Below are 18,289 nucleotides of genomic sequence, written 5' to 3'. Positions count from 1 at the left end.
CCGTCCATGAAATCGTCCGTGAAGCGCGTCAACACCCGCGGCTGGTGGGGAATCCTCACCGCCTGCCTCATCGGCTCCGTGGCCGCACTGGCCGTGGCCGTGGTCGTCGCGTGGCTGGTGGTCGGGGGACCGGCCGGCGGAGCCGCCGCCGCGTCGCTGGGACTGGCCGGCGCCGCCGTCGTGGTTCTCTCCGGTCTCACGCTGCTCGTGACGGCCTGGTCCTGGGACCGCTGGCGGGAGCAGGCGGTGTTCATCGCCCTGTTCGGTTTCGTCCTGAAGATCATCCTGATGGCGGTGCTGCTGACCGTGGTGCCCACGCCGGCCTGGCTCGACACCATGGCCGCCGGACTCGGCGCGCTCGTGGCGATCGTGGCCTGGCAGGTGACCGAGGTCCTCGTCTTCGCCCGGACGCGGCAGCAGATCTACGACGACTGACCTCATCGGCGCCTCAATGCCTCGATGGATGACCAGGGGCGGCGAATGGACGCCGCATCACGGTCTGGTCACGGGCGGATGTCAGGCCGATGACGGTGTGACTTCGACACAACGTAGAAATAAATCGTCCCGAGGCGCGAAAACCGCGCCGAATTGGGCTTTTTGGTCATCAGCACCACGCCCGGTTTGATAGGCTCATCAACGATCAATAACGACGGTCGGGGCTGCGCTGTGCCGCCCGCCTGACCGCACCGGTGGGAACGCGCCGTACGCGTCCTGTTGACCGACACTGCAGAGAGGATCAGCGTGCTACCGATCGTGCTCGCCAGCTCCACCGATGAGGGTGGATTCGCTCCTCCCACGATCGACCAGACCCACCTGCCGGACATCCTGCCCTGGATGGCCGAGTATGGCACGGGTTTCGGCAAGCAGATGCTGATGATCATCCTCTCGGTGATCCTCATCTCCGCCTTCTTCATGCTCGCCATGCGCAAGCCGGGGCTCGTTCCGGGCAAGGTGCAGTGGCTCGCGGAGTCAGGCTACGCCTTCGTGCGCAACGGCATGGGCCGGGACATCATCGGCGAGAAGGAGTTCAAGCCCTTCGTCCCGTTGCTGTTCAGTCTGTTCTTCTTCGTGATCGTGAACAACCTGTTCGGCGCCGTGCCGTTCCTGCAGCTGCCGAGCTTCTCGCACGCCGGGTCGGCCTATGCCCTGGCGCTGATCGTCTACATCATCTGGATCGGCCTGGGCATCAAGCGCAACGGCCTCAAGTACTTCAAGCTGGCCGTGGTCCCCAGCGGTGTCCCCGGCTGGATCCTGCCGCTGCTGGTGCCGCTGGAAGTCATCTCCACCTTCCTTGTCCGCCCGCTGACCCACTCGCTGCGTCTGATGGCCACCATGCTCTCCGGCCACATGATCATCATGCTGGCCGGTGCGGGTGCCCAGTTCCTGATCATGGAGACGGGCAACGTCGCCCTTCAGGCCACCGGTGTCCTCGTGGTCCTCGGCTCCGTGGCCATGTACTTCCTGGAACTGCTGATCATGTACCTGCAGGCGTTCGTCTTCACCCTGCTCACCGCGATCTACATCCAAGGGGCGCTGGCCGCCAACGACCACTGACCTTCCGGGCCCGCCATCCTTGGGTGAAGGTGGGCACGGTTCGGCGGAGTGATCCGCCACCGCAGCACGTCCCGGTACCGGCAACCGCCGGATCCTCACCGGGAACCCTCCGCACAACCTGCCGTCAGGCATCTTGAAAGGAACACCATGGAAATCTCCGGCAACCTCAACTTGATCGGCTACGGCCTGGCCTCCATCGGCTCCGCCATCGGCGTGGGCCTGATCTTCGCCGCCTACATCAACGGCGTCGCCCGTCAGCCGGAAGCCCAGCGCATCCTGCAGCCCATCGCCCTGCTGGGCTTCGCCCTCGCCGAGGCCCTGGCCATCCTGGGCCTGGTCTTCGCTTTCGTCCTCTGATTCCTGCCCTTCCCGGCCGGCTCGCCGGCCATCCACAGAGCAGGAAACTTCACCAAAGGATGGTTGAAACATGATCAGGTCTGAAGCGATTCTCGCTGCAGCCGAGGGCGCCAACCCCCTCGTTCCCAACTGGTGGGAGGTGCTCGTTACCGCCGTTGGCTTTGCCGTGTTGATGTTCCTCGTGGTGAAGTACATCGCCCCGGCTCTGGAGAACTCCTACCAGAACCGCGTGGACGCCATCGAGGGCGGACTCGAGAAGGCCGAGAAGGCCCAGGCCGAGGCCAACGCCCTCAAGGCCGACTACGAGCAGCAGCAGCAGGAGGGCTACGCCGAGGCCAACCGCGTCCGCGAAGAGGCCCGTACCGAAGGCGCCCAGATCCTGGCCGAGGCCAGGGAGAAGGCAGCCGCCGAGGCTGCCCGACTGGTCGAGCAGGCCCAGGTCCAGATCGCCGCTGAGCGCCTGCAGGCCGAGTCCTCGCTCCGCACCGACGTCGGTGCCCTGGCCACCACCCTGGCCAGCCGCATCGTCGGCGAATCCCTGGAGGACGACGCCCGCTCGCAGCGCGTGGTGGACCGGTTCCTCGAGGACCTCGAGCGCAACTCGACCGCCGGCACCGCGTCCGGCACGGCAGGTGTGGCTGAGTAATGGCAGGTGCATCGAGCGATTCCCTGGCCACCGCCCGGCAGGAACTGGACAGTGTCCTGGTCTCCGGCGGCACCCAGCTGGCTTCCGAGCTGTTCACCGCTCTGGCGGCGGTGGACTCCAGCGCCCCGTTGCGCCGCGCCCTGACCGACCCCTCGTGGTCGGTGGAGCGTCGCACCGGAGTCGTCGGCTCACTGTTCGGGTCCAAGGTGTCCGAGGACGCCCTGCGGGTCCTCAACACCCTGGCCGGGCTCAAGTGGTCCCGCACCCGGGACTTCGGGGACTCACTCGAGCAGCTGGCCACCACGTCCGTGGCGGCCTCGGCCGAACGGGACGGGCTGGATGGACTCGGACGGCTGTCCGACGAGCTGTTGTCCTTCAACCGTGCGGTTCAGGAGTCCCATGATCTCCAGCGTGCACTGACGGATCCGCAGGCTCCCGCCTCGGCCAAGGGCAACCTGGCCGAGCGGCTCCTGGGCAGCGGTTCCGCCGAGGCCAAGCTCCTGGTCCGCCAGGCCGTGGAAGCACCGAGGGGCCACAAGCCCGTGGACCTCATCCGCGGCTTCGTGGACACCGTGGCGGAGCGTCAGCGGCTGTGGATCGCCGAAGTCACCGTGGCCCGCCCCCTGGCCCCGGCTCAGCAGGAGCGGCTTGCCGCTGCATTGAAGCGCCTTTTTGGCCGCGACCTGAAGTTGGACGTGGCCGTCGACCCCGAGCTGGTGGGTGGCATCCGGGTCCAGGTGGGAGACGACGTCGTCGACTCCTCCCTGCAGTCCCGTCTGCACGACCTCCAGCGGAAGATGGCCGGCTGAGGCCGGCCTGACGAACCCACAAGACACCTTCGGTCATCGGCATGTCGATGATCACCAACCCCAGAGAGCAGGGAACGCAGATGGCCGACTTGACCATCAACGCTGACGATGTTCGCAATGCCCTGAATGAGTTCGCGGCATCCTACGAACCGGCCGGCACCGAACGTGTGGAGGTCGGCCACGTCGTCTCCGCAGCAGACGGCATTGCCCGTGTGGAGGGTCTGCCCTCCGTCATGGCCAACGAGCTGCTGCGCTTTGAGGACGGAACCCTGGGCCTGGCCCAGAACCTCGACACCCGTGAGATCGGCGTCGTCGTGCTCGGCGACTTCCAGGGCGTCGAAGAGGGCCAGGAAGTCCAGCGCACCGGCGAGGTCCTCTCCGTGCCGGTGGGCGACGCCTTCCTCGGCCGCGTGGTGGACCCCCTGGGTGCACCCCTGGACGACATGGGTCCGATCGAGGCCGAGGCCCGCCGCGCCTTGGAGCTCCAGGCGCCGGGCGTCACCCAGCGCAAGTCCGTGGACGAGCCGCTGCAGACCGGCATGAAGTCCATCGACGCCATGATCCCGATCGGCCGCGGCCAGCGTCAGCTGATCATCGGTGACCGCCAGACCGGCAAGACCGCCATCGGCATCGACACCATCCTGAACCAGAAGGACAACTGGGAGTCCGGCGATCCGTCGAAGCAGGTGCGTTGCATCTACGTCGCCGTCGGCCAGAAGGCCTCGACCATCGCCTCCGTGCGCCAGACGCTCGAGGAACACGGCGCCCTGGAGTACACCACCATCGTGGCGTCCCCGGCCTCCGACCCGGCCGGCTTCAAGTACCTGGCGCCCTACGCCGGTTCGGCCATCGGCCAGCACTGGATGTACGGCGGCAAGCACGTCCTCATCATCTTCGATGACCTCTCCAAGCAGGCCGAGGCCTACCGTGCGGTCTCGCTACTGCTGCGCCGCCCGCCGGGCCGCGAGGCCTACCCCGGCGACGTGTTCTACCTGCACTCCCGCCTGCTGGAGCGGTGTGCCAAGCTGTCCGACGACCTGGGCGGCGGTTCCATGACCGGCCTGCCGATCGTCGAGACCAAGGCCAACGACGTCTCGGCCTACATCCCGACCAACGTCATCTCCATCACCGACGGGCAGATCTTCCTGCAGTCGGATCTCTTCAACGCCAACCAGCGTCCCGCCGTCGACGTGGGCATCTCGGTGTCCCGCGTGGGTGGTGCGGCCCAGGTCAAGGCCATGAAGAAGGTCTCGGGCACGTTGAAGCTGGACCTGGCCCAGTACCGCGACCAGCAGGCCTTCGCCATGTTCGCCTCGGACCTGGATCCGGCGACCCGCCGTCAGCTGGCCCGTGGTGAGCGCCTGACCGAGCTGCTGAAGCAGCCGCAGTACTCCCCGTACCCGGTCGAGGAGCAGGTCGTCTCCATCTGGACCGGCTCCAACGGCCACCTGGACGAGGTCCCGGTGGAGGACGTGCTGCGCTTCGAGCGTGACTTCCTGGACCACCTGCGTCGCAAGGAGGTCGTGCTCGGCCCGATCCGCGAGACCGGCAAGCTGGAGGACTCCACCCTCGAGGCGCTCAAGACCGAGGTCGAGGCGTTCAAGAAGGGCTTCTTCGGGGAGGGCGACAACAAGCTCGTCGCCGCCGGCCACGAGGAGCACGAGCCGCTGGCGGCCGATCAGGTCACCCAGGAAAAGATCGTCAAGCAGAAGCGCTGACCCGTTGTGCCGAGGGCAGTCCCGTCCGGTCCTTCCACCAGGAATGACCGGACGGGCGCCGGAGGCGGACGCGTAAGGAAAGGACCACCATGGGAGCCCAGATCCGGGTCTACCGCCAGAAGATCGCCTCGACCCAGTCGATGCAGAAGATCTTCAAGGCGATGGAGCTGATCGCCACGTCCCGCATCGGCAAGGCACGTGAGCGCGTGTCCGCGTCGCTGCCGTACGCCAACGCGATCACCCGCGCCGTGTCCGCCGTGTCATCGCAGCAGGACATCGAACACGTGCTGACGTCCGAGGTCGAGAACCCGAAGCGCGCTGCCGTGCTGGTCCTCTCCTCGGACCGTGGCATGGCCGGCGCCTACTCGGCGAACATCCTGCGCCATGCGGAGGAGCTGCTCGAGTCGCTGCACGCCGAGGGCAAGGAGACGGACATCTACCTCGTGGGCCGCAAGGCGCAGGGGTACTTCGACTTCCGCAACCGCGAGTACCAGGAGGTCTGGACCGGCAACACCGATGCTCCGGAGTTCCTGCGGGCCCGTGAGATCGGAGAGCGTCTCGTCGACTCGTTCCTGGAGGACACGGAGGCCGGTGGCGTGGACGAGATCCACGTCGTCTACACCGCCTTCCACTCGCTGGTCACCCAGGTCCCGACCGTGGTCCGCCTGCTGCCCCTCGAGGTGGTGGAGGAAGAGGTCAGCGACTCCACGGAGCTGTACCCGCTCTACGAGTACGAGCCGGCCCCGGAGGACGTCCTGGACGCCCTGCTGCCGAAGTACATCGAGTCCCGGATCTTCTCTGCCATGCTCCAGGCCTCCGCATCCGAACTGGCCAACCGCCAGCGCGCGATGAAGTCGGCCGGGGACAACGCCAAGGATCTGGTCACGGAGTACACCCTGAAGATGAACAACGCCCGCCAGGCCGAGATCACCCAGGAACTGACCGAGCTGATCGCCGGTGCGGACGCGCTCAGCGCATCCTGACCGGGCACCGGCTCTTCACCCGACGAGCCATCTGACTGCCAACTGACTGTCAACGTCCAGCCACACCAAAGAAGTGAGAGAGATGACTGCCACCACGAACGAACAGGGCACCGGTACCGCCACCGGTGGCGCCACTGGCCGCATCGCCCGTGTGATCGGGCCGGTGATCGACGCTGAGTTCCCCGCCGATGCCATGCCGGCCCTGTACAACGCACTGACCGCCGAGCTCACCGTCAACGGCGAGACCCACACCATCACCTTCGAGACCGCGCAGCACCTGGGCGACAACCTGGTCCGCGCCATCTCCCTGCAGGCCACCGACGGCCTGGTCCGCGGCTCGGCCGTGGTCGACTCGGGCGCCCCGATCTCCGTTCCCGTCGGTGAGGTCGTGAAGGGACACATCTTCAACGTCCTCGGCGAGTCCCTCGACGTGCCGACCTCGCAGCTCGAGGTCACCGAGCGCTGGCCCATCCACCGCCCGGCGCCGAACTTCGCCTCCCTCGAGGGCTCCACGGAGATGCTCGAGACCGGCATCAAGGTGATCGACCTGCTGACCCCGTACATCAAGGGCGGCAAGATCGGCCTGTTCGGCGGCGCCGGCGTGGGCAAGACCGTGCTCATCCAGGAGATGATCACGCGTGTGGCCCGCAACTTCGGCGGTACCTCGGTGTTCGCCGGCGTCGGTGAGCGTACCCGTGAGGGCAACGACCTCTGGGTCGAGATGGAAGAGGCCAACGTCCTCAAGGACACCGCCCTCGTGTTCGGCCAGATGGATGAGCCGCCGGGAACGCGTCTGCGCGTCGCCCTGTCGGCCCTGACGATGGCGGAGTACTTCCGTGATGAGATGAACCAGGACGTGCTGTTGTTCATCGACAACATCTTCCGGTTCTCCCAGGCCGGCTCCGAGGTCTCCACGCTGCTGGGCCGCATGCCCTCGGCCGTGGGCTACCAGCCGAACCTCGCCGATGAGATGGGCGTGCTGCAGGAGCGGATCACCTCCACCCGCGGTCACTCCATCACCTCGATGCAGGCCGTCTACGTGCCCGCGGACGACTACACCGACCCGGCTCCGGCCAACGTGTTCGCGCACCTGGACGCCACCACGAACCTGACCCGTACCCTGGCCTCCCGTGGCCTGTACCCGGCCGTGGACCCGCTGGCATCGACCTCCCGCATCCTCGACCCGCAGTACGTGGGCCAGGATCACTACGATGCCGCCACCCGCGTCAAGCAGATCCTGCAGAAGAACAAGGAACTGCAGGACATCATCGCGATCCTCGGTGTGGACGAGCTCTCCGAAGAGGACAAGATCGTCGTCTCGCGTGCCCGCCGCATCGAGCAGTTCCTGTCCCAGAACACCTACACCGCCAAGCAGTTCACCGGCGTGGAGGGTTCGACCGTGCCGATCAAGGACACCGTCGAGGGCTTCACCGCCATCGCCAACGGCGACCTTGACCACATCTCCGAGCAGGCGTTCTACAACGTCGGCGGGCTGGATGACGTCGAGCGCAACTGGGCCAAGATCCAGTCGGAGAACTGATCCGCATGGCTGAGCACGAACTCGAAGTCGAGATCGTCGCCGAGGACCGCTTCGTGTGGTCCGGGCCGGCGCAGTCGGTCAGCGCCCGGACCGCAGAGGGCGAGATCGGCATCCTGCCGGGTCACACCCCGATGCTGGCCGTGCTGGGCGACGGCGACGTGGTGGTCCAGCAGACCAACGGGCAGACCCTCACGGCACATGCCGAGGGCGGGTTCTTCTCCGTGGACAATGATCGCGTCGTGATCGTGGCCGGGGCAGCGAGCCTCGAGGGTGAATCCGCCGGCCAGGGCGCAGCCTGAGGTGACACCCGGGTGGTCCGCGCTGATCGCAGCGGTGCTGGCTGCCCTGGTGGCGGCCGTCCTGGTCGTCGCCTTCATGGTCTACTGGCGCTGGCGCACCTTGGTGCGTACCCCCGGGACCTTCACCGCCCGCATCCGCGGGGCAGGTGAGGGCACCGGGGGTGTTCGCGTCATCGGGCGGTACGACGAATCCGGTCTTGACCTCATGACGGTGGCGTCGGTGGATCCGCGGCCCCGCTGGTCGGCGGCGCGGCACATGCTGCGGCTGCATCGCGAGGGGGCGGTCCGCCAGGACGGCTCGGTGGTGGTGCGTGTGGACGGCGGGCCGGCCCCGGTCGACCTGGTCATCCAGGCGGACGCCTGCGCCGGACTCTCGGCCTGGATCGAATCCGGTCCGGCCGTGGGTTTCGGCACCTGGCGGGAGCTCCCGCCGCGGGGCTACCGGCGCAGGGCCCATTAGGACACCTCGACACCTCATGATCTGTACGTCAACAGGCATGCCGGCATCGCCGGGGTGCCTGTTGCTTTAAGGGGCAGCTTATGTGCCCGGAGCACCCGGAGGGACGACGACGGCCGGCGGGCCGGGCGCGATCGTCCCGTTCTCGGCGTCCCAGTCCCACTCGACCCACCCGGAGGCGCGGCGTGTGGACGGCAGGGTGAGGGCCGGCGTCGTGCTCACAGCGGGGACCGCGAGTTCCAGTGGAACACCCCACGCGAGCAGGTGCCGCAGCGCACCGTCCAGGGACACGGCTCCGGAGGCCAGGGTCGGCTGACCCGCCAATCGGGGTGCTCTGCTGTTCTGGTTCCCGGTGTTCCCGGTGGTCTCGATGGCGACCGCGCCCAGCGTGTAGGTGCCCGCGGGCGCGTCGGTGGCCGCGGAGGCGTCCGAGACCACGCAGACGGCCCCCGGGACGAGGCGCAGGACGTCCTGGATGACGTCGGGGTCCACATGGAGGCCGTCAGCCACCAGCTCGACGCGGAGGTCTCCGCGGGCCGCAGCGCGCAGGGCGGCCGGAACCGGTCCCGGGGCGCGGTGGTGGAATCCGGGCATGGCGTTGAACAGGTGGGTCACGGCGGGGAGCCGGTGCCGGCCCGTGCCGCCGAGGCCCAGGCCCGGCGTCTGCATCCCGGTCCACCGCTGCAAGGCCGTGCTGAACTCGGCTTCCGTGGCGTCGGTGTGGCCGGGGGAGGGCAGGATGCCCGCGGCGAACAGGGCGCGCTCCACCCACTCGGCGCCCTCGAGCTCGGGGGCATAGGTCATGGCGACGATCGCCTGGGCGTCCGGGCCGCCGTGGTCGGGGCGTCCGGCCTGCACCAGAGACTCCAGCAGCCGGCGTGACCGGTCCGATCCTGGCTCCAGGACATCTTCGGCGGATTGGGCCCCGCAGCGGTGGCGGGACAGGAACGGCCCCTCCAGGTGGAGGCCGGCCAGGCTGCCCTCCCAGACCAGCGGGGCGAGTCGCCGGACGGCGGCCAGCAGGTCCGGGGCGGGGAGGGTGGGGAGGGAGGCCACCACGCGGGTCACGCCCCGCCGGAACAGCTCCCGGAGTGCGTCACGGACGTGGTGCACGGGCGCCGTGGCGAAGTCCACGCCGGCCAGTCCATGGCAGTGCTGGTCGACGAGTCCGGGCGTGGTGAGCCGGTCCGTCCGCGGTCCGGAGCCGGATCCGAGGTGGGCCGCAGGGTCACGAGACGGCTCAGAAGAGCCGGGACTCGGCATCGTCCACGCCGCGCATGGCGTCGTAGTCGAGGGTGAGGCAGCGGATGCCCCGGTCCTCGGCCAGGGTGCGGGCCTGGGGCTTGATCTGTTGTGCGGCGTAGACGCCCCGGACCGGGGCCAGCAACGGATCGCGGTTCATCAGTTCCAGGTAGCGGGTGAGCTGCTCCACGCCGTCGATGTCCCCGCGGCGCTTGAGCTCCACGGCCACCGAGCCGCCGGTGGCGTCCCGGGCGAGGATGTCCACGGGCCCGATGGCGGTCATGTACTCGCGGCGCACCAGCGTGTGACCGTCGCCGAGCAGCTCGATCTGCTCGGCCAACAGCCGTTGCAGGTCGGACTCGACGCCGTCCTTGACCAGTCCTGGATCCACCCCGAGCTCATGCGAGGAATCGTGCAGGATCTCGAAGAGGTGCACGATCAGCCGGTCGTCCGACTTCGCGGCCTGCACCGTCCAGACTTGGACCACACCCTCGGCGGCCAGCTCCTCGCTGGGTTCGGCCGTGCGCAGGGTCGCCGGCGGGCTCATCCAGTTCAGCGGCTTGTAGGAGCCGCCGTCCGAATGCACCAGCACGGAGCCGTCGGCCTTGACCAGCAGCAGGCGGGTCGCCTGGGGCAGGTGGGCGCGCAGACGCCCCTCGTAGTTGACGGAACACCGGGCTATTACCAAACGCACACAGGGGAGTCTAGCGGTCCGGGGGAGGGGGCCGTGAAAGGTCCGTCCGTGCCTGGGCTGGCTGTGGAAGGATGGTGGCGTGCCACGCTCGAACCGCCCTCGCCGCTCCGGGCCATCCCGGCGCCCGGCACCGGCCCCCGGTCGGCAGGACCGGTTGGATGCCCTCCTGGGCCTGGATCCCGGGTACCGGCAGGAGCAGGGGCACGACGGCGGCTGGCATGTCCGCCAGATCGCCGCCTGGCGCGCGGTGAAGGACTACACCTGCCCCGGTTGCGGCCGGACGATTCCGCCGGGGATGGCGCACCTGGTGACCTGGCGCAGCGATTCCATCTTCGGTGACGAGGCGGCCGGCGCAGACCGGCGGCATTGGCACCAGCCCTGCTGGTCCAATCGCCGGCAGGACGGGCTCTACTGACGGGCTCTACTGACGGGTTGCCGGTGTCGCCGGGGCGCCTAGATCCGGTCCTGCCGGGGGATCAGCACTTCCTTGACCACCAGCATGACCGCCGCCGCGAGCGGGATGGCCATCAGGGCGCCCAGCACCCCGAGGAGGGCAGCCCCGGCGATCACGGCGATCACGGCGACGGAACCCGGCACGGCCACGGCCTTGCTCATCACCCGCGGTGAGACGAAGTAGGCCTCGACCTGGAGGTAGATGAAGTAGATCGCGGCGAAGATCAGGGCCGGTTGCCATCCGCCGGTCAGGGCCACGAGCGTCAGGATGATGCCGCCGGTCATCGCGCCCACGAGGGGGATGAAGGCCATCAGGCCGGCGAAGAAGGCTAGGAGCGCCCCGAAGGGGATCCCGGCGATGGAGATGGCGATGAAGGCGACCAGTCCGTTGAGGCCCGCCACGACCGACTGTCCGATGACGTAGTGGCCCACGGAGGAGGTGATCTCCTCGCCGAGGTACTCCACCCGGGGACGCCGGCTGCTGGGGGCCAGCCGGTAGGCCCAGAACTTCATGGCCGGCAGGGTGGCGAGGAAGTACAGGGTCAGCACCAGCACGATCAGCACGGCGAACCCGGTGTTGACGATGGCGGTGCCCACCCCGAAGAGTCCGCCGAAGACGGCCGTGACGTTGGACGAGTCGCCGATGAACTTCTCCAGCTCCGTCACCGCGATGTCCCGGATGCCGAACTGGCTGTCCAGGTCGTGGAAGAACTGTGACTCGAGGAAGTCGGAGACCATGGCCGGCAGGTCGTTGACGAAGGCCGTGGTCTGCTCGACCACGGTGGGGATGAGCAGGGAGAAGAACAGCGTCAGGATCGCCGCCAGCAGCAGTACGGCTGCAGCCACGCCCACCCCTCGGGGGGCACCCCACGACTCGATGCGCCGGACCACCGGGTCCAGCCCGAGGGAGATGAACAGGGCCGCGCCGATCCACACGAGCAGTTGCGTGTTGGCGGAGATGATCCCGTACAGCAGGAAGGCCAGGCCCACGCCGAACGTGAACAGGAAGCCGGTCTGGACGGGATGGGCCCACTGGACCAGCCGGACGCGGTGGGACGGGTCGGCGGCGTCGGCGGCACGGACTGCGGGTCCCTTGTTCGCCTCGGCCTCTGCAGCGGACACTGACGTGGCCGCCGGCCGCAGTTCGAATCGGGGACGGGGCCGTGCGCCGGGCAGCCGGCGCGCGGCCCACCACCGCCGGAGGAGGCCGGAGCGCGGCGCGGCGGCAGCGGCTGCCGGCGTACCGGAGTCAGCCCCGGAAGGGCTGCCGGAAGGGGCCTCGGGGACGGCATCGGAAGCCGCGTGGGGGGAGTCGTGGTCCTGCACAAGCCACAGATTACGTCACCGGCCTGAGTCCCGTGACGACCTGCGTCGTTATCATTTGGTGACCTTCTCGGTATACTGGGGTGTTGAGGTGCGGCCGGGTCCTCCCTCGGACCGCTCTCATCATCACCACCCCCCCAAACCACAGACAGGTAGACCGCGTGCGAGTTGTTTCCGGAGTAGTAGCCCTGATGCTGGGCCTTGCCGCCCTTGTCGGCGCCGTCGGCCTGCAGACGATCTGGGCCCCTCCGGCGACGCTGACGGCCACGACGGACCAGTCCTCCGTCGATGCCGCGCCGGAGGCTCCCCTGACCGTCATCACCGGTGGCATCAACGAGGTCGCGGAGGACCCGGTGGACTACACGCTCACCGGTGACGGTGACTACACGGTCATGCTCGGCCAGACCCGGGACATCGAGGCGTGGATCGGGGACGCCGCCCACAATACCGTCACCGGCGTCGAGACCGAGGTGCCGAACGGCCAGGATCCGCGGGTCGTGGTCGAGCACACCGAGGGTGAGGCCACGGTTCCCGACCCCGCAGGTTCCGATCTGTGGGTGGACACCCAGGAGGCCAGCGGCACGATCGAGCAGCGGTGGTCCGTGCCGTCCGAGGGGGATTGGTCCCTCTTGGTCGCCGCCGACGGCACCGAGCCCGCACCGGCCGAGATGACGGTGAGCTGGACCAACACCCTCGGCGACAGCCCGTGGATCGTCCCGCTGGCCATCATCGGCGGCCTGCTGGTCCTCGCCGGACTCGGCCTGCTGGTGTGGGCGCTCCTGATCCGTCGCCGTACGGCTCCGGGCAACACGGGAAACCGCCGCCACCACCACAACAACAACGACAACAACGACGGCGGCGCCGGCGGCACCAGCGCCGGCTCCCCGGACGTGCGAGGCAGCTCGGCCTCGAGCACTCCGAACACCTCGACCACTCCGAACACCTCGACCACGCCGCCCTCCGACGGCACCGGTCAGGTCTCCCGCACGCAGGCTCCCCGCATGCAGGTTGGCCGCCCTCATGCGTCCCGTGCCCGGCTCGCCGGCCTCCTGGCCGGAAGTCTGGCTCTGGCGGGTGTCCTCGGCGTGGGCCCGGCGACAGCACAGGGCACCCAGGGTGCTCCGGCCAGCGACGCGCCCCAGGCCTCAGACCAGGCGTCGGCCGACGAGAGCGACCAGTACCCGATCCTGACCGACAGCCAGTTGGAGCGCATCCTCGGCCAGATCGAGTCGGTCGTGGCCGAAGGTGATGCGGAGCAGGATCCCGAGGTCCTCAAGCCCCGCGTGGCCGACCCCCAACTGTCCATGCGGGGCGCCAACTACGCCAACGTCCAGGTCTCGGACGACGTGCGGGCGGCAGAGCCGGTGGCGGCCGCTCCCATCCGGTCCGTGCTGGCTCCCGCCGATCCTGCGTTCCCCCGCACGGTCACCGTGGTGACCCAGGGTGAGGCCAACGCCACCCCGCAACTGCTGATGCTGCGGCAGGATTCCGCGCGGGCGCAGTACCGGTTGGTGACCGCCGCCTCCATGATCCCGGGGGCCAGGCTGCCGGCCAGCGACCTGTCCAACACCGAGGTCGAGATGGTGGCGGAGGATGACGGCAGTGGTCTGGTCATGTCGCCCGCCACCGCCGTGGACGGGCTGGCTCGGTACCTGAATGTGCCGGACCATTCCTTCGGTGAGCAGTTCGCGCACAACAGCATGGTGGACGGCATCCACGACTACCAGGCCAGCATTGAGGAGGAGGCGCCGGATGCACGCCTGTCCCTCCTCCGTGAGTCCATTCCGGGGACGACGACCACGATGCGCCTGGCCGACGGCTCCGCCCTGGTGCTCGGACTCCTGGACGCCAGGATGACCATTGCCCCGCGCGAGGAGGGTGCCACGGTGATGGTGGACGAGGTGGCAGCCGCCCTGGCCGGCGAGGACAGCACTGAAAGCGACTCGCCGGTGGAGATGACGTACCGTGAGGTGGTGGCCCTGCGCATCCCGGCCGAGGGAGCCACCGGAGACGAGGCCAAGGTCTCCATGGTGGCCCTGACGGACGAGTTGCAGTCCGTCACCTACGAGTGACGGAGGGCCCCGACTCAACTCTCGATTCAGCTCTCGATCCAGCCTCGATCCCTTCAAGGAGTGCCCGGAATGTCCCAGCAGCCCCCAGCCATGCCGACCCACCTGCGCGGGGCCCTCGACCTGTCCGCTCTCAAGCGGCCGGCGGGCCAGCCCGGACCGCAAGGCCAGACCGGACAAGCGGGCCAGCCGGGGCAACCCGGACCAGCCGGCCAGCCGTCGGCCCAGGGCGCGCCGGCGGGGAGCTGGGTCCTGGACAACGCCAGCCAGGGTGACCTGCAGCAGCTGGTCCAGCTCTCCTCCCGGGTGCCGGTCCTCGTCCACCTGGCAGCACCCTCGAATCCCGCGAGCCAGCAGATCGATGATCTCGTGGCCCCCGCCGTGGACGCTCGGGGCGGTCAGCTGATCCTGGCCAGAGTGGATGCCGAGGCCGATCCGCAGGTCCTCCAGGTCTTCGGGTTGGCCGCCGGGCCGGCCGTCGTCGCGGTCCTGGCCGGTCAGCCGATCCCGGTCCTCAACCAGGCGGTTCCCGCCGATCAGCTCGAGCAGCTCCTGGACGAGCTGCTCGCCGCCGCCGCCCAGAACGGCGTCTCCGGCACGGTGCCTCCGCTGGCCCCGGCGCGCGACTACGGCCAGGGCGCCGGCGGGTCCGTGGGCAACGACGCTCCGGCCGCTCCGGCGCTGCCACCGCTGCACCAGGAGGCCCAGGACGCGCTCGAGGCCGGCCAGTACGAGGCGGCTAAGGACGCCTACCGCAGGGCCTTGGCCGAGAATCCCGCCGATGCCGAGGCCAAGGTGGGACTCTCCCGCGCCGGGCTGTTCGCCCGGACCGCGGACATGGACTCGAATGCCGTGCGTGAACGCGGTGCCACCGAGCCGGACGAGGTCCAGGCCCAGATCGACGTGGCCGATCTCGATGTGCTCGGCGGCCACGTGGAAGACGCCTTCAACCGATTGGTCCGTTTCATCGCCGGCCACCCGGGGCAGGAGCGGAACACCGCCCGCGAGCACCTCGTGGACCTCTACACCGTGGTGGGTGACCAGGACCCGCGCACGTCCGCGTCCCGCAAGGCGCTGGCCATGGCATTGTTCTAAGCAGCCTTCTCCTGACTTAAGTCATGGCCGTCCTGGCCATGGCGTTCTCGTGGTCTGGGCCCCGCCCTTGCTAGCGTCAGGGGCATGAGCAATCCTGAGAGCTCCCTGTCAACGCCGTTCCCGCCAGAGCAGTCCGGTGCCGTGCCGGATCCGGACACGGCCCTGGCCATCCGTGGCCTGGCCAAGCGCTTCGGGGAGAAGATCGCCGTCAACGGCATCTCCCTCGATGTGCCCGCCGGTTCGTTCTACGGACTGGTCGGACCGAACGGTGCCGGCAAGACCACTGCCATGTCCATGGCCACGGGACTGCTGCGCCCGGACCACGGACAGGTCTGGATCCACGGCACTGACGTCTGGTCCGAGCCGCTGACCGCCAAGCGGCGCATGGGCGTGCTCGCTGACGGCGTGCGTCTCTTCGACCGGCTCACCGGAGAACAGCTCGTCACCTACTCAGGGCTCCTGCGCGGGCTGGACCGGGACACGGTGGCCGAGCGCACCGCCGATCTCCTGCGGGTCATGGACCTCACGGGGGACGCCGGAAAGCTCGTGGTGGACTACTCGGCCGGCATGACCAAGAAGGTCGCGCTGGCCTCGGCCATGATCCATGCTCCCAAGGTCCTCGTCCTGGACGAGCCCTTCGAGGCCGTGGACCCGGTCTCCGCCGCCAACATCCGGGACATCCTGGCGCAGTTCGTGGAGTCGGGCGGAACGGTGATCGTCTCCAGCCACGTCATGGACCTCGTCCAGCGAATGTGTGACCACGTGGCCATCATCGCCCAGGGCAACCTGCTGGCGGCCGGGACCGTGGACGAAGTTCGCGATGGACAGAGCCTCGAGGACCGCTTCGTGGATCTCGTGGGCGGCCGTTCGACCGGAGAAGGACTGTCATGGTTGCGCACCTGATCCGCATGAAGCTGGCCATCACGGTCAACGGGTGGAAGAAGAGCACCGGCCAGCTGGTGCTGGCCATCCTGCTGATGGCGTATCTCGCCTTCGTCCTCGTGATGTTGGGCGTCGGAGCCTCGTTCATGCCCGAACTCGAGACGGACGCCCGGGGCACCATCCTCACGCTGGTGGGGGCCGTCGCCGTGCTCGGCTGGATCATCGTCCCCGTGTTCTTCACCGGTGTGGACCTGACCCTGGACCCGGCGAACTTCGCGACCTTCGGGGTCCCGTCCCGTCAGCTGGTCCTCGGCCTGGCCATGGCCGGACTCGCCACGATCCCCGGCGCGGCCACCCTCATCGGCTTCCTGCTGTCCACGCTCGCGTGGCGGGATCAGGCCGGCCCGATGCTGTTGGCGGTGCCGACCACCATCCTGGGAGCCGTCTTCTGCATCTGCATCTCCTACGCCGTGACCGGACTGCTGGCCGGGATCACCGGACAACGGCGGATCCGCGAGATCATGTCCATCGTCGCCTTCATCCCCCTGATGCTGGCCGGTGTCATCTTCGCCGGCATCGTCGAATCCGTGGAGGCGGCCCTGGAACAGCTGCCCGGCCTGGCGGCCATCATCGCCTGGACCCCGCTCGGCTCCTTCACGGGGGCACCCTGGGCGCTGGCCGAGGGGCGCCCACTCGAGGCCATGGCCCAGGCCGTATTGTGCCTGGTGTGGGTGGCCGGGGCCCTGTGGCTCTGGCAGCTGGCCGTGAACCGCAGCTATGCGCAGGTGCGCGGTTCCGGCCCCGCCAGCTCGAAGACCAAGACCGGATTGGGCCTGCTGGGGGTGTTCCCAGGGACGCCGGCCGGAGCCATCGCCGCCCGCTCGCTGATCTACTGGCTCAAGGATCCCCGCTACTCGGCCTCCCTGGTGGTGTTGCCGCTGCTGCTGGTGCTCTTCTGGTTCCTCGGTTACCAGTCCGGTGAGTACGTCATGATCCTGTTGATGGGTCCCATCACCGGCTTCATGCTCGGATACTCCATCTCCGCGGACATCAGCTATGACGGGTCGGCCTTCGCCCAGCACGTGACCGCCGGTGTCTCCGGCCGGGACGACCGCGTCGGCCGGACCGGCTCCCTGCTGGCGTGGGGGATCCCGGTGACGCTGCTGTTCACCGTCGCCACCGTGTGGATGGCCGCCCAATGGTGGCTGCTGCCCGGGCTGATCGGCGTCGGGATCGGCGCCCTGTTGACCGGGGCGGGTGTCTCCGCCCTGGTCTCGGCCCGGTTCATCTACCCGGTGCCGCCACCCGGCGCCAGTCCGTTCGCCACGCCTGAAGGCGGTGGCATGCGCATGATGCTCATCTCCCTCGGCGCCATGGTCGTGGTCGGTGCGCTCTGCCTGCCCGGCCTGATCCTCTACGTCGTGGCCCTGGCCACCGGCACCATGCTGCTGATGTGGATCACCCTCGTGGTGGGCCTGGGACTGGGCGTGTTCCTGCTGTGGCTGGGCATCCGGCTCGGCGCGAAGTGGTTCGACCGCTCCCAGGCAGAGACCTACCAGTCGGTGCTGGCCGCGACCGGCTGAGTGGCCCCTGACCTTGATCCTGCCCGCAGACTTGCCTCCACCCGGGTGCGGGGGCGGTAGACTGGTGGGCATGAGTTTGCCTGCCGATCCTGACCCCCATCAGCCTGGCGCCCCGGGGGCTCCCGGCGGCCCCAGCAGCGGCGGAGCTGCGGTCCTCGACCGCCAGGAGCAGCTGCAGGACGCCGAGCCGGGCGACCACGAGCGCTTCTCGCACTATGTCCGCAAGGAGAAGATCATGGAGTCTGCCGTCACCGGCGAACCCGTGGTGGCCCTCTGCGGCAAGGTGTGGACCCCGGGCCGGGACCCGGAGCGGTTCCCGGTCTGCCCGGAGTGCAAGGAGATCTACGACGGCCTGAAGTCCCCCAAGGACGGCGACTCCGGCGGGGACTCCGGCAAGGGCGGATCCGGCGGGGGACGGCGCGGCTGGTTCGGCGGTCGCGGCTGAGCCACGGTGCTGCTTTTCCGCACCGTTCAGCACCCGTCTTAACACCCGTCTTCACACCCGTCTTTCCCTGACCGCGCCCACGTGACGGACCGCGCCGCACCCGGCCGGCCGGCATCGTGCCGATGACTCTCTGATCACGC

General features: G+C 68.8%; 19 protein-coding genes. 16 read left to right on the top strand and 3 right to left on the bottom strand.

Annotated features, from left to right (window positions below):
• Positions 1–6 precede the first annotated feature (6 nt).
• The 10 genes from IEX49_RS00925 (at position 7) to IEX49_RS00880 (ending at position 8,366) form a co-directional block, all read left to right on the top strand.
• Positions 7–435, top strand: a complete 429-nt coding sequence (locus tag IEX49_RS00925; protein ID WP_229672073.1) for a hypothetical protein — start codon at positions 7–9, stop codon at positions 433–435.
• Positions 436–741: 306 nt separating this feature from the next.
• Positions 742–1,554, top strand: a complete 813-nt coding sequence (gene atpB / locus IEX49_RS00920) for a F0F1 ATP synthase subunit A (protein ID WP_188803308.1) — start codon at positions 742–744, stop codon at positions 1,552–1,554.
• Between the two features lie 147 nt (positions 1,555–1,701).
• Positions 1,702–1,911, top strand: a complete 210-nt coding sequence (locus IEX49_RS00915; RefSeq protein ID WP_188803306.1) for an ATP synthase F0 subunit C — start codon at positions 1,702–1,704, stop codon at positions 1,909–1,911.
• Between the two features lie 70 nt (positions 1,912–1,981).
• A complete protein-coding gene (locus IEX49_RS00910; RefSeq protein ID WP_188803304.1) occupies positions 1,982–2,557 on the top strand; it encodes a F0F1 ATP synthase subunit B in 576 nt (191 codons plus the stop codon).
• The gene (locus IEX49_RS00905; protein ID WP_188803302.1) at positions 2,557–3,366 is read left to right on the top strand and encodes a F0F1 ATP synthase subunit delta; all 810 of its coding nucleotides are present in this window, start codon (positions 2,557–2,559) and stop codon (positions 3,364–3,366) included. Before IEX49_RS00910 ends, IEX49_RS00905 begins: the two co-directional genes overlap by 1 nt.
• Before the next feature lie 80 nt (positions 3,367–3,446).
• Positions 3,447–5,084, top strand: coding sequence for a F0F1 ATP synthase subunit alpha (atpA, locus tag IEX49_RS00900; protein ID WP_188803300.1), 1,638 nt, complete (start codon positions 3,447–3,449; stop codon positions 5,082–5,084).
• Positions 5,085–5,173: 89 nt separating this feature from the next.
• Complete coding sequence (locus IEX49_RS00895) at positions 5,174–6,067, top strand: F0F1 ATP synthase subunit gamma (protein ID WP_115930932.1); 894 nt, start codon at positions 5,174–5,176, stop codon at positions 6,065–6,067.
• A gap of 82 nt (positions 6,068–6,149) precedes the next feature.
• Complete coding sequence (atpD, locus tag IEX49_RS00890; RefSeq protein ID WP_188803298.1) at positions 6,150–7,607, top strand: F0F1 ATP synthase subunit beta; 1,458 nt, start codon at positions 6,150–6,152, stop codon at positions 7,605–7,607.
• A 5-nt stretch (positions 7,608–7,612) separates the two neighbouring features.
• Complete coding sequence (locus tag IEX49_RS00885) at positions 7,613–7,906, top strand: F0F1 ATP synthase subunit epsilon (RefSeq protein ID WP_188803296.1); 294 nt, start codon at positions 7,613–7,615, stop codon at positions 7,904–7,906.
• A 1-nt stretch (position 7,907) separates the two neighbouring features.
• Positions 7,908–8,366 carry a DUF2550 family protein gene (locus tag IEX49_RS00880; protein ID WP_188803294.1) on the top strand — a complete coding sequence of 153 codons (459 nt, stop codon included), beginning with the start codon at positions 7,908–7,910 and terminating at the stop codon, positions 8,364–8,366.
• A 78-nt stretch (positions 8,367–8,444) separates the two neighbouring features.
• Here IEX49_RS00880 and IEX49_RS00875 read toward each other — a convergent pair whose 3' ends face one another.
• Both IEX49_RS00875 and nucS read right to left on the bottom strand, forming a co-directional pair.
• Entirely contained in the window at positions 8,445–9,626 is a 1,182-nt protein-coding gene (locus IEX49_RS00875; RefSeq protein WP_188803292.1) for an N-acetylglucosamine-6-phosphate deacetylase, read from the bottom strand.
• Positions 9,604–10,299 carry an endonuclease NucS gene (gene nucS / locus IEX49_RS00870; RefSeq protein ID WP_188803289.1) on the bottom strand — a complete coding sequence of 232 codons (696 nt, stop codon included), beginning with the start codon at positions 10,297–10,299 and terminating at the stop codon, positions 9,604–9,606. Before nucS ends, IEX49_RS00875 begins: the two co-directional genes overlap by 23 nt.
• A gap of 79 nt (positions 10,300–10,378) precedes the next feature.
• Between nucS and IEX49_RS00865 the strand changes: the two genes are divergently transcribed.
• Positions 10,379–10,714: an Rv1322 family protein gene (locus IEX49_RS00865; protein WP_188803287.1), complete on the top strand. Its 336-nt coding sequence runs from the start codon at positions 10,379–10,381 to the stop codon at positions 10,712–10,714.
• Positions 10,715–10,752: 38 nt separating this feature from the next.
• Here the strand turns inward: IEX49_RS00865 and IEX49_RS00860 are convergent, their stop codons facing one another.
• A complete protein-coding gene (locus IEX49_RS00860) occupies positions 10,753–12,078 on the bottom strand; it encodes an AI-2E family transporter (protein ID WP_188803285.1) in 1,326 nt (441 codons plus the stop codon).
• A 158-nt stretch (positions 12,079–12,236) separates the two neighbouring features.
• On the opposite strand from IEX49_RS00860, the gene IEX49_RS00855 reads away from it, so the two are divergent.
• The 5 genes from IEX49_RS00855 to IEX49_RS00835 all read left to right on the top strand — a co-directional run bounded on the left by IEX49_RS00855 (position 12,237) and on the right by IEX49_RS00835 (position 18,149).
• Positions 12,237–14,147 carry a DUF8094 domain-containing protein gene (locus tag IEX49_RS00855; protein WP_188803283.1) on the top strand — a complete coding sequence of 637 codons (1,911 nt, stop codon included), beginning with the start codon at positions 12,237–12,239 and terminating at the stop codon, positions 14,145–14,147.
• A 69-nt stretch (positions 14,148–14,216) separates the two neighbouring features.
• The gene (locus IEX49_RS00850) at positions 14,217–15,239 is read left to right on the top strand and encodes a tetratricopeptide repeat protein (RefSeq protein ID WP_229672072.1); all 1,023 of its coding nucleotides are present in this window, start codon (positions 14,217–14,219) and stop codon (positions 15,237–15,239) included.
• Between the two features lie 84 nt (positions 15,240–15,323).
• The gene (locus tag IEX49_RS00845; protein WP_229672071.1) at positions 15,324–16,142 is read left to right on the top strand and encodes an ABC transporter ATP-binding protein; all 819 of its coding nucleotides are present in this window, start codon (positions 15,324–15,326) and stop codon (positions 16,140–16,142) included.
• The gene (locus IEX49_RS00840; RefSeq protein ID WP_188803282.1) at positions 16,127–17,704 is read left to right on the top strand and encodes a transporter; all 1,578 of its coding nucleotides are present in this window, start codon (positions 16,127–16,129) and stop codon (positions 17,702–17,704) included. Before IEX49_RS00845 ends, IEX49_RS00840 begins: the two co-directional genes overlap by 16 nt.
• Positions 17,705–17,774: 70 nt before the next feature.
• Positions 17,775–18,149 carry a DUF3039 domain-containing protein gene (locus tag IEX49_RS00835; protein ID WP_188803280.1) on the top strand — a complete coding sequence of 125 codons (375 nt, stop codon included), beginning with the start codon at positions 17,775–17,777 and terminating at the stop codon, positions 18,147–18,149.
• Positions 18,150–18,289: the final 140 nt, after the last annotated feature.

Source organism: Citricoccus zhacaiensis (assembly GCF_014645315.1).
In the GTDB taxonomy this organism is placed as follows: domain Bacteria; phylum Actinomycetota; class Actinomycetes; order Actinomycetales; family Micrococcaceae; genus Citricoccus; species Citricoccus zhacaiensis.
The sequence above is the reverse complement of the archived record's forward strand: the minus strand, read 5'-3'. Positions and strand labels throughout refer to the sequence as shown.

Coding starts and splice junctions, on each gene's coding strand:
- atpD (WP_188803298.1), top strand. CDS start 6,150: ATGACTGCCACCACGAACGAACAGGGCACCGGTACCGCCACCGGTGGC.
- IEX49_RS00915 (WP_188803306.1), top strand. CDS start 1,702: ATGGAAATCTCCGGCAACCTCAACTTGATCGGCTACGGCCTGGCCTCC.
- IEX49_RS00895 (WP_115930932.1), top strand. CDS start 5,174: ATGGGAGCCCAGATCCGGGTCTACCGCCAGAAGATCGCCTCGACCCAG.
- IEX49_RS00850 (WP_229672072.1), top strand. CDS start 14,217: ATGTCCCAGCAGCCCCCAGCCATGCCGACCCACCTGCGCGGGGCCCTC.
- IEX49_RS00840 (WP_188803282.1), top strand. CDS start 16,127: ATGGTTGCGCACCTGATCCGCATGAAGCTGGCCATCACGGTCAACGGG.
- IEX49_RS00885 (WP_188803296.1), top strand. CDS start 7,613: ATGGCTGAGCACGAACTCGAAGTCGAGATCGTCGCCGAGGACCGCTTC.
- IEX49_RS00835 (WP_188803280.1), top strand. CDS start 17,775: ATGAGTTTGCCTGCCGATCCTGACCCCCATCAGCCTGGCGCCCCGGGG.
- IEX49_RS00875 (WP_188803292.1), bottom strand. CDS start 9,626: ATGCCGAGTCCCGGCTCTTCTGAGCCGTCTCGTGACCCTGCGGCCCAC.
- IEX49_RS00925 (WP_229672073.1), top strand. CDS start 7: ATGAAATCGTCCGTGAAGCGCGTCAACACCCGCGGCTGGTGGGGAATC.
- IEX49_RS00905 (WP_188803302.1), top strand. CDS start 2,557: ATGGCAGGTGCATCGAGCGATTCCCTGGCCACCGCCCGGCAGGAACTG.
- IEX49_RS00845 (WP_229672071.1), top strand. CDS start 15,324: ATGAGCAATCCTGAGAGCTCCCTGTCAACGCCGTTCCCGCCAGAGCAG.
- IEX49_RS00910 (WP_188803304.1), top strand. CDS start 1,982: ATGATCAGGTCTGAAGCGATTCTCGCTGCAGCCGAGGGCGCCAACCCC.
- atpA (WP_188803300.1), top strand. CDS start 3,447: ATGGCCGACTTGACCATCAACGCTGACGATGTTCGCAATGCCCTGAAT.